Origin of the sequence: Streptomyces sp. NPDC050636 (assembly GCF_040654775.1) — a bacterium.
GTDB lineage: Bacteria > Actinomycetota > Actinomycetes > Streptomycetales > Streptomycetaceae > Streptomyces.
On the sequence record NZ_JBFAIP010000159.1, the window covers coordinates 1 to 9,737 of the forward strand.

Here is a 9,737-nt window from a genome sequence, read left to right on the forward strand (position 1 = left end):
ACCGGCCCTACACCTCAGACTCAGAACGACAAGCCGCATTCCCCGACTGGCTGCACTGGTACAACTACCACCGACCCCACACCGGCATCCACGGCTTCACACCAGCCAGCCGCGTCACCAACCTGTCCGGACAGCACACCTAGGGCCTGTTCGATCGGTCAGGGTCGGAAAGGCCCTAGCGTCTCTGAGGGGCGGCGAGTTGATCTGCCTGTTCCCCTGCCTGTTCCCTGCCTGATCCCCTCCGCTCCCGTGCTGCTCCGTACGGCGCGGTCGGGTCCGTGTAGGGCACCGACGGCCCCCGCGCCGCCGAATACGGTCTCGCGTCGCAGAGTTCACCGCTTCGAGCGACAGATTTGTATAGATCTCGGTGGATCGCCCCGCCCCCGGCCGGCTGGATGGCAGGCTGGCGCAGAGCAGCAGTCCGAGGCCGCATCGGTGTCCCGAGCGGCATCTCGGCCCCCGGCCGGTGCGCCGGAGCCGAGCCTCGGCGGGAAAAGGGACGGCGTCGCGATGGCAGACCACCAGGAATCCTCGTTCACCCTGCCGACCGAACCGGCCTCGGTCACCATCGCCCGCAGGTATGCGCTGGACGTGCTCGCCGAATGGGGCCTCCCGGCCGATGCCGGGACCGCCGACTCCGTCCGCCTGATCGTCTCCGAGCTTGCGACCAACGCCATCCAGCACACCTTCGGTCTGTCCCCGACCTTCACCGTCGAGCTGCGGCTGGACCGCCACGAACAGCTGAGCGTCGGTGTCACCGACAGCCATCCACGCTGGCCGCAACGGCTGCCCGCGGCTGTCCAGCAGGACAACGGCCGGGGCATGGTCATCATCCGCTACCTCGCGGCGGAATCCGGCGGCCGTCTCAAGGTCACTCCCACGGAGTCGGGCGGCAAGACGGTGTGGATCGCGATGCCATGGCCGGTCGGAGTCGCCTGACGGCGACGTCTCATGGCGGCGGGGCATGGCGGGTGAAGGTGCCGCGCAGCAGGGCACGCAGGGTGTCCGCGGCCGGGGTGCCGCCGCTGGTCCGGTAGGCCACCGAGATGGTGCGGTGCAGGTCGGGCGGTTCCAGTCGGCGGATACCCAGCGGCGTCACCGAACCGGACGCCATCATCTCCGGGACCACCGCCACCCCGAGCCCGGCGCTCACCAACGCGCACACCACGGCATAGCTCGGCGACTCGCAGCGCACCGCCACACTCGCTCCGGCCGCCGCCAGCGCCGCCTCCACCGCACGCCGGTTGGGATTGGCCGGAGCCATGCTGACCAGCGGCTGCCCGGCCAGCTCGGCCAGCGGCAGCCGTCCGGTGCCCGCCGACAGCGCGTGGCCCGGAGCGGTGACGAGCACCAGTTCCTCGGTCAGCAGCGGCTCCAGCAGCACCCCCTCCGGGGCCGGCATCGGATCACCCGGCACATACTCATGTGTCAGCGCCAGATCCACCTCGCCGAGCGCGACCGCCGCGGTGCCCTGCGGCGGTACGTACTCCGTGACGCTCAGCTCCACATCAGGGTGCGCGCGCCGGAACGAGCCGAGCGCGGGCGGCAGCAGATGCGTACCGGCGGTCATGAACGTGCCCACCCGCAGCCGGCCGCCGGACAGCCCCGCCAGCCGGTTCAGCTCGTGCCGTGCCAGATCCAGCTCGTCCAGCACCCGCCGGGCCCGTACGAGCAGCAGCTCTCCGGCCGCCGTCAGCCGCGCGCCGCGGTGGTGGCGCACCAGCAGCGCCGTACCGGCCTCCCGCTCCAGCTTGGCGAGCTGCTGGGAGAGCGCGGGCGCGGTGTAGCCGAGCCGGTCCGCGGCCCGGGTGATCGAACCGGCCTCCGCCACCGCTACCAGAGCGGCCAGCCGTGTCGGGTCGTACATGAGCAGCCCAGCTCCTTAAGGGACTCGTGCCTTAAGCATCTCTTTAGGCAGACCTAGAAGATTCCCAATACCTATTAAAGGCTCCTTTCGGTGAAGATGACGTCATGGACGGACAGCTGATCACCTTCACCGGAGTCGCCGCGGGCATGGTCGCCATGCCGGGCGCGGACTTCGCGGTCGTGGTGCGCAACGCACTCGACTCGCGCCGGGCCGGGGTGGCCGCCGCCGTCGGAGTCGCGGGCGGACTGCTGGTGCACACCGCGCTGGCGGTGGCCGGGCTCGCGGCGGTGCTGGTCGCCGTGCCCGCGCTCTTCGGGGCCGTCCAACTCCTCGGCGGCGCCTACCTGTTGTACCTCGGTATCCGCGCGCTGGTGGCCGTTCGCCGTCCTGCCGCCGCGGGTTCCTCCACCGGCTCGGCCGCCACCACACGGCCCGATGGCGCCGTCCTCGACCCGGCGGTGCGCCTCGGCACCGCGCAGAGCCTGCGCCAGGGCTTTCTCACCAATGCGCTCAATCCCAAGGCCCCCGTCCTCTTCCTCAGTCTGCTCCCGCAGTTCGTCCCGGCGGGCCAGCCCGCGCTGCCCCGTACTCTGCTGCTCGCGACCATGGTCGTCGCCATGGCGCTGGTGTGGTTCCCCGCGGTCGCGCTGCTCGTCGACCGGCTCGGTATCTGGCTGCGCCGTCCGCAGGTCGCCCGCGCCCTGGAGGCCGTCACCGGAGCCCTGCTGACCGCCCTGGGCGGCATCCTGCTCGTCGAGTTGGCGCTCGCCTGAGACACGGGCGGGAACTTCTCCCGCGCCGCGGCCGCCGCCTGCCCGCTCAGTTCCGTGGTCACCAGGTCAAGTTACCGAGCCCCACTGACAATTGACCGAGCCCATCGCATCGCCGCAGGTCAGCGCACCCGCCCATACGAGACGGCGCGGGTCCAGATCCGTTCGAGGCGTACTGCGCTGCCGGCCTTCGGCGCATGCCAGATCCGGCCCCTGCCCGCGTAGATGCCGACGTGGTAAACGCCCCCGCTCGAATGGAAGAAGACCAGGTCGCCGGCCTTGCGGGCGGCCTTGGGTACGCGCCTGCTGCTGTTGTACTGCGCGGCGGCGGTGCGCGGCAGGGCCCTCCCCGCGCGCTTGAACGAGTACCGCGTCAGCCCGGAACAGTCGAAGCTGTGCGGCCCTTGGCTGCCGTACCGGTAGGGCGAGCCCTTCTTGGAGGCGGCGATCCGTACCGCCTTGGTGGGGACGGACGTGGCTTCGGCGTCCGTGGTCGTGCCGGGGGCGAGTGCGGTGCCGGCGACGGTGACCAGTGCCAGCACGGAGATGGTGCCGGTGCGTGCCAGCAGATTCGGCACATGCGTGCGCATGGTCATGCGCAACCCTTCGTCGGCCGCTTGCGAAGGGGGCCCTGTCGGGGCCCGTGGTACTCGGGTCCTCCGCTCCCGCCGGCCCAACCGCGTCGACCGGACATCCGGACGGCAGCGGGACAAGGCGCCCGTCCGGACCGCCCCGTCGCTGTGGCGGGGTCTTGTCGTCGAACGGATCCTCACGCACCCACCGCCCGGATTCCCAGTTGAAATCGGCACATGTGGCATGGGTCACATGTGCGCCGAATGGGGTGTTATAGGTGTTTTGCGGCAAGGGTGATGCGGTCCGCGGCCCCTGAGCCGGGGGTGAATCGCCCGGCGCTGTACGAGGTGTGCGCGCGCCGCGCAATTCGTCGCCTCCCTTTGGCAGGCGCAGGCGCTACGCCGTACGGGCAGGCCGGCCCCAGGTGTGTCGGCGTCAGAGCTCTTCAGCCGGCGGCACCGTGACGAGATGGGACCGGCGCTCGCCGTCCAGGACCCGCAGTGCCCGCGTCAGCGTCTCGAAGTGCAGCTCGCTCTCGCCCCGGTTGTGCATCAGCGTCAGCGCGTCCCGCAGCTCGGCCGCCTTGCCGACCAGCGCCTGGGCGGCGCGCAGCCCGCCGTACGTGGACCCACTGCGGGCCGGATTGATCCGGCCCAGCAGGTCCAGGACCTCCAGATAGCGGTCGATCAGCTCGCCCTCGGCCCGCGTCAGTGCGGGCAGCGGCGGCAGTTCCGGTGGCAGCACCCGCACTCACCGCGCTACGGGGGAGGCGGACGACCGCTTGCGGTCACGGGTGAGCGCGTCGATCAGGCCGTACTCCTGGGCGCCGCGGGCGTCGAAGAACTTGTCGCGCTCGATGTCCGCGGCGATCCGCTCACGGGGCTGCCCGGTGTGCCGGGTCAGCAGCTCCTCCAGCTTGTCGCGGGTGCGCAGCAGTTCCTCCGCCTGAATCTGCAGGTCGGTGGCCTGGCCCTGGATCGGCTCGCTCAGCGACGGCTGGTGGATCAGGATCCGGGCGCCGGGCAGCGCCAGCCGCTTTCCGTGGGTGCCGGCGGCCAGCAGGACCGCAGCGGCGGACGCGGCCTGTCCCAGACAGATCGTTTCGACGTCACAGGACACAAAACGCATCGTGTCGTAAATGGCGGTCATCGCCGTGAAGGAGCCGCCGGGGGAGTTGATGTAGAGCGAGATGTCCCGCTCGGGCGCGGCGTGTTCGAGATGGATGAGCTGTGCCATGACGTCGTTGGCGGAGGTGTCGTCGATCGGGGTGCCCAGGAAGATGATGCGCTCGCTGAGCAGCTTGGAGTACGGGTCGTAGGTGCGGGTTCCGTCGGAGGTGCGCTCGGTGAACTCCGGCAGGACGTAGCGGGCCGTCGGTCGCAGCATGACTGCTCCTCTCCTCTGTAAAAAATGTACAGGATGTACATCCAGTTAGAATGGGAGCATGGCCTACGAAATTCCGGTGACGCAAGCCCGGGCGGAGCTCGCGGATCTGATCAACCGCGTCGTCTACGGCGGTGAGCGGGTGGTCGTCACGCGCCATGGAAAGCCCTTGGTGGCGCTGGTATCAGCCGCTGACCTGGAGCTTCTCGAAGAACTCGGGCGGCGTGACAGCGAGGCGGAGGAGGAGCAGGTGATCAGCACGGTCTCCACCGTGCGGCACCTGTCGTCCGCTCCGGGCGAACGGCGGCGCTTCGGCATCGCGGCAGAACACCGCGACCCGGCCGCCGGGAATCGGCGACCGGGTCGCGAGAGCTGAGCTCTACGGTCGTGCGGTTGCGGCCGTAACGGCCGTTCGGTGTGGCGGGGGCGTCAGGAGGTGAGCTCCCACAGGGCGTGGGCGATGGCGTCGCTGTTGGTGTCCAGCGCCTTGTCGTCGATGTTCTTCGAGGTGTCGCAGGACTGGTGGTAGCAGGCGTCGAACGGCTTGCCCGCCTCGCCGCCCCAGTTCTTCGCCTGCTCCTCGGTCTTGACGTAGTCGGCGCCCGAGAAGAGCCCACCGACCGGGATGCCGACCTCCTTGAAGGAGGCGTGGTCCGAGCGGCCGTCGCCCTCGGTCTCGATCTCGGTGGCGATGTTCTTGGCCGCGTACCAGTCCTTGAAGACCTTCTCCAGGCGGGTGTCGTCGTCGTAGACGAAGTAGCCCGGGTTCGGCGAGCCGATCATGTCGAAGTTCAGATACGAGTCGATCTTCGACTTGTCGCCGGCCAGGTCGTCGACGTAGTGCTTGGAGCCGACCATCCCGTACTCCTCGGCGCCCCACCAGCCGAACCGCAGGTGCTTGTTGGGCTTGAGGTCTTCCCGGGAGACCGCGAGCGCGACCTCCAGTATGCCCGCGGAGCCGGAGCCGTTGTCGTTGACGCCGGGGCCGTCGTCGACCGAGTCCAGGTGGGCGCCGGCCATCACGGTCTTGTCCTCGGCGCCGCCCGGCCAGTCGGCGATGAGGTTGTAGCCCTTGGCGCCGCCGTAGTTGAACTCCTGGACCTTGGTGGTGTAGCCCGCCTCGTCCAGCTTGCTCTTGATGTAGTCGATGGACGCCTTGTAGCCGGGCTGGCCGTGGGCGCGGTTGCCGCCGTTGGCTTCGGCTATGGACTGGAGCTGGTCGAGGTGTCCCTTGACGCCGGCTACCGGGATGTCCGGGGCGGCGAGCTTCTCAGGGGCGGCGGTGGCCTGGGCGACCGCCGCAGTGCCCAGCAGGGCGGCGACGGCGGTGCAGGCGCCGGCGGCGAGCACGACGCGGCGTGTGCGCGGTGAGCGAGTCACAGTGTGGCTCCGATACATGTGTGTGGGGGGTGTTGGAGCTGATTTGACGCGCACATGAGGATCGCGACCGCTCCGCGCCTCGTCAAGAGCGCATACCGGACAGTTGTGTTCGCGGAGTGGGTTTTATCCGAATTGCGGGGAAAGTTCTGCCTGGGGGTGTGTGTCCCGCCTGCGAGGAGGGTGTCTGAGGTCTGGGGGAGTGGGGATGTGCCGCCAATTCCCGTTGGCGGTCCGGGAATGCGGGTGTCGGCCGATAGACGGAATGGGTTCGCCGCGCCGTAGCGGGCGTTGATGAACACCGTGTTACGTCAGGTGCAATAAGGGCTCATTGGATGGCCCTGGATGTAACGCCGTCGAAATCCCGCCGAACTAGCCTCCGGTCGTGGGGCTGTTGATGGCCAGCCGCTGAAATTCGGTTTGCTCCCCCTTTAATTGCTGTGTGATACATCTACCCATGCGGGTGTGTCCACGCCTGTGACCTGGGCAATCGCGTCCAGGCGGGAAGACTGTGAGGTGGAACGTATGCAACTGACCCCGCATGAGCAGGAACGGCTGATGATTCATGTGGCGGCAGACGTGGCTGAAAAGCGACGGTCCCGGGGGTTGAAGCTGAACCACCCGGAATCCCTCGCGCTGCTGACCGCCCACATCCTCGAAGGCGCACGGGACGGCCGTACCGTCGCCGAGCTGATGTCCTCCGGACGCAAGGTGCTCAGCCGCGACGACGTCATGGAAGGCGTGCCCGAGATGATCCACGACGTGCAGGTCGAGGCCACCTTCCCGGACGGCACCAAGCTCGTCACCGTTCACGAACCCATCGACTGACCACGGGAGAACCGAAGATGATCCCGGGACAGATCCTCCACGCCGACGAGCCGGTGCGCCTCAACGAAGGCCTCCCCGTCACGCGCCTGACCGTCCTCAACGCCGCCGACCGCCCCGTCCAGGTCGGCTCCCACTACCACTTCGCCGAAGCCAACCCCGGCCTCGACTTCGACCGCGTGGCCGCGCACGGCAAGCGGCTGAACGTCGCCGCGGGCTCCGCCGTGCGCTTCGAGCCCGGCATCCCCACCGAGGTCGAACTGGTCCCCATCGCGGGCAAGCGGATCGTCGTGGGCCTGCGCGGTGAGACTGGAGGCACCCTCGATGGCTGAGCTGACCCGCCAGGCGTACACCGACCTCTTCGGCCCGACGGCCGGCGACCGGATCCGGCTTGCCGACACCGATCTCGTCATCGAGATCACCGAGGACCGCTCCGGCGGGCCCGGTCGGGCCGGTGACGAGGCCGTCTTCGGCGGCGGCAAGGTGATCCGCGAATCGATGGGCCAGTCCCGCGCCACGCGCGCCGAGGGCACCCCCGACACCGTGATCACCGGCGCGGTCGTGCTGGACCACTGGGGCATCGTCAAGGCCGATGTCGGCATCCGCGACGGCCGGATCACCGCGCTCGGCAAGGCCGGTAACCCCGACACGATGGACGGTGTCCACCCCGACCTCGTCATCGGCCCCGAGACCGAGATCATCGCCGGCAACGGCAAGATCCTCACCGCCGGCGCCATCGACACCCATGTGCACTTCATCTGCCCGCAGCAGGCGGACGAGGCGCTGGCCTCCGGCGTCACCACGATGATCGGCGGCGGCACCGGCCCCGCCGAGGGCAGCAAGGCCACCACCATCACCCCCGGCGCCTGGCATGTCGCCCGGATGTTCGAGTCGATGGACTCCCTGCCCGTCAACGTCGGACTGCTCGGCAAGGGCAACACCACGTCTGTCGCGTCCATGCGCGACCAACTGCGGGCCGGCGTCCTCGGCTTCAAGATCCACGAGGACTGGGGCGCGACGCCCGCCGCCCTCGACGCCTGCCTGGGCGTCTGCGAGGAGAGCGGCGCCCAGCTGGCGATCCACACCGACACCCTGAACGAGGCCGGATTCCTGGGCGACACCCTCGCCGCCATCGCCGGCCGCTCCGTCCACGCGTTCCACGTCGAAGGCGCCGGCGGCGGCCACGCCCCCGACATGATCGCGATGGTCTCCGAGCCGAATGTGCTGCCCGCGTCCACCAACCCCACGCGGCCGCACACCGTCAACACCGTCGAGGAACACCTCGACATGCTGATGGTCTGCCACCACCTCAACCCCGCCGTCCCCGAGGACCTCGCCTTCGCCGAGTCCCGGATCCGGCCCTCCACGATCGCCGCCGAGGACATCCTGCACGACCTCGGCGCCATCTCGATCATGGCCTCCGACGCCCAGGCCATGGGCCGGATCGGCGAGGTCGTGCTGCGTACGTGGCAGACCGCGCATGTGATGAAGCGGCGCCGCGGCACCCTCGCGGGCGACGGCGGCGCGGACAACAACCGGGCCCGCCGGTATGTCGCGAAGTACACCATCAACGCGGCCGTCTCCCAGGGCATCGGCCACCTCGTCGGCTCCGTCGAGGACGGCAAGCTCGCCGATCTCGTCCTGTGGGACCCGGCGTTCTTCGGCGTCAAACCGCAGCTCGTCATCAAGGGCGGCCAGATCGCGTACGCGCAGATGGGCGACGCCAACGCGTCCATCCCCACCCCGCAGCCGGTCCTGCCCCGCCCGATGTTCGGCGCCACCGGCAAGGCCCCGGGCAGCAACTCGGTCAACTTCGTCTCCCAGCAGGCCCTTGACGACGCGCTCCCCGAGCGGCTCCCGCTGGCCAAGCCCTTCGAGGCCATCCGCAGCACCCGTGGCCTCACCAAGGCCGATATGCGCAACAACGACGCCCTGCCGCGCGTCCATGTCGACCCCGACACCTTCACGGTGACCATCGACGGCGAGGCGGTGGAGCCCGCCCCCGCTGCCGAACTTCCCATGGCCCAGCGGTACTTCCTCTTCTGAGCGGCGCCGATGAACACACGGGAGTACCACCGATGAGCCGCGCAGCGCTGCTCGTCCTCGCCGACGGCCGGTTCCCCGCCGGAGGGCACGCCCACTCGGGCGGCGCCGAGCCGGCCGTCACCGCGGGACGCATCAAGGACGCCGTCACCCTGGAGCGCTTCTGCCGGGGCCGGCTGCACACCGCCGGCCTGGTCGCCGCGGGACTCGCCGCCGCAGCCGCCGCCGGCTGCGACCCCCTCCTTCTGGACGACGCCGCCGACGCTCGTACACCCGTACCGGCCCTGCGGCAGGTCGCCCGGCGGCTCGGCCGGCAGATGATGCGGGCCGCCCGCGCCACCTGGCCGAGCGCCGCACTCGACGCGCTCGCCGCGGCCCGCCCGCGCGGCGCCCACCAACCCGTCGTCCTCGGCCTCGCCGCCAGGTCCGCGGGACTCGACCCGCTGGACGCCGCGTACGCAGTCGCCTACGAGAACATCAGCGGGCCGGCCACCGCGGCCGTCCGCCTGCTGAGCCTGGACCCCTTCGACGCCACCGCGGTCCTCGCCCGCCTCGCCGCCGAACTCGAACAGGTCGCCGAACAGGGAACCGAGGCCGCGCGCCGCGTCGCCACCGAAGGGGGCGACGTGCTGCCGGCCGCTTCCGCGCCGATGCTCGACATCACCGCCGAACAGCACGCCGCCTGGCCGGTACGCCTCTTCGCATCCTGACGCTTCGACTCCCGACCACAGGGCCGCGCCCGCGCCGTCGCCCATCGCCGAACGAACCACCGGAGTGACCATGCACCTCGACCACCAGGAAACCTTCCCCGAGCGTCACACCTACAGCGCCGCCGGCCCCGTACGCGCGGACGGCACCCGTCGCGCCCTGCGCATCGGCCTCGGCGGACCGGTCGGCAC

13 protein-coding genes and 1 pseudogene are annotated in these 9,737 nt (G+C 70.0%); 9 read left to right on the forward strand and 5 right to left on the reverse strand.

The genetic code is table 11. The features are described 5' to 3' along the window. Both AB0I10_RS38905 and AB0I10_RS38910 read left to right on the forward strand, forming a co-directional pair. Positions 1-143, forward strand: a 143-nt coding sequence (locus AB0I10_RS38905; RefSeq protein ID WP_363157490.1) for an integrase core domain-containing protein, incomplete at its 5' end; no start/stop codon positions are given. Between the two features lie 367 nt (positions 144-510). Then, positions 511-939 carry an ATP-binding protein gene (locus AB0I10_RS38910; protein ID WP_363157479.1) on the forward strand — a complete coding sequence of 143 codons (429 nt, stop codon included), beginning with the start codon at positions 511-513 and terminating at the stop codon, positions 937-939. A gap of 10 nt (positions 940-949) precedes the next feature. Here AB0I10_RS38910 and AB0I10_RS38915 read toward each other — a convergent pair whose 3' ends face one another. Next, a complete protein-coding gene (locus tag AB0I10_RS38915) occupies positions 950-1,867 on the reverse strand; it encodes a LysR family transcriptional regulator (RefSeq protein WP_363157480.1) in 918 nt (305 codons plus the stop codon). 104 nt (positions 1,868-1,971) lie between these two features. Between AB0I10_RS38915 and AB0I10_RS38920 the strand changes: the two genes are divergently transcribed. Next, on the forward strand, positions 1,972-2,640 hold the full coding sequence (locus AB0I10_RS38920; protein WP_363157481.1) for a LysE family transporter: 669 nt from the start codon (positions 1,972-1,974) through the stop codon (positions 2,638-2,640). Between the two features lie 119 nt (positions 2,641-2,759). On the opposite strand, the gene AB0I10_RS38925 is transcribed toward AB0I10_RS38920, so the two are convergent. The 3 genes from AB0I10_RS38925 to AB0I10_RS38935 form a co-directional block, all read right to left on the reverse strand. Then, positions 2,760-3,233: a C40 family peptidase gene (locus AB0I10_RS38925; RefSeq protein WP_363157482.1), complete on the reverse strand. Its 474-nt coding sequence runs from the start codon at positions 3,231-3,233 to the stop codon at positions 2,760-2,762. Positions 3,234-3,645: 412 nt separating this feature from the next. Next, entirely contained in the window at positions 3,646-3,954 is a 309-nt protein-coding gene (locus AB0I10_RS38930; RefSeq protein WP_363157483.1) for a hypothetical protein, read from the reverse strand. A gap of 6 nt (positions 3,955-3,960) precedes the next feature. Next, positions 3,961-4,596, reverse strand: a complete 636-nt coding sequence (locus AB0I10_RS38935; RefSeq protein ID WP_363157484.1) for an ATP-dependent Clp protease proteolytic subunit — start codon at positions 4,594-4,596, stop codon at positions 3,961-3,963. Between the two features lie 58 nt (positions 4,597-4,654). On the opposite strand from AB0I10_RS38935, the gene AB0I10_RS38940 reads away from it, so the two are divergent. Next, the gene (locus tag AB0I10_RS38940) at positions 4,655-4,969 is read left to right on the forward strand and encodes a type II toxin-antitoxin system Phd/YefM family antitoxin (protein WP_363157485.1); all 315 of its coding nucleotides are present in this window, start codon (positions 4,655-4,657) and stop codon (positions 4,967-4,969) included. Positions 4,970-5,022: 53 nt separating this feature from the next. Here the strand turns inward: AB0I10_RS38940 and AB0I10_RS38945 are convergent, their stop codons facing one another. After that, a complete protein-coding gene (locus AB0I10_RS38945; protein ID WP_363157486.1) occupies positions 5,023-5,973 on the reverse strand; it encodes a M28 family metallopeptidase in 951 nt (316 codons plus the stop codon). 522 nt (positions 5,974-6,495) lie between these two features. Here AB0I10_RS38945 and AB0I10_RS38950 point away from each other — a divergent pair. From AB0I10_RS38950 to AB0I10_RS38970, 5 genes and pseudogenes are all read left to right on the forward strand, one after another. Then, the gene (locus AB0I10_RS38950) at positions 6,496-6,798 is read left to right on the forward strand and encodes an urease subunit gamma (protein WP_136738238.1); all 303 of its coding nucleotides are present in this window, start codon (positions 6,496-6,498) and stop codon (positions 6,796-6,798) included. 17 nt (positions 6,799-6,815) lie between these two features. Further along, positions 6,816-7,127, forward strand: coding sequence for an urease subunit beta (locus AB0I10_RS38955; protein WP_363157487.1), 312 nt, complete (start codon positions 6,816-6,818; stop codon positions 7,125-7,127). Next, entirely contained in the window at positions 7,120-8,841 is a 1,722-nt protein-coding gene (locus AB0I10_RS38960; protein ID WP_363157488.1) for an urease subunit alpha, read from the forward strand. The genes AB0I10_RS38955 and AB0I10_RS38960 overlap by 8 nt, the downstream gene beginning before the upstream one ends. Before the next feature lie 32 nt (positions 8,842-8,873). Then, positions 8,874-9,548, forward strand: a complete 675-nt coding sequence (locus AB0I10_RS38965) for an urease accessory UreF family protein (protein WP_363157489.1) — start codon at positions 8,874-8,876, stop codon at positions 9,546-9,548. A 70-nt stretch (positions 9,549-9,618) separates the two neighbouring features. Further along, positions 9,619-9,737 (forward strand): annotated as a pseudogene (locus tag AB0I10_RS38970) (urease accessory protein UreG); the annotation flags it as partial.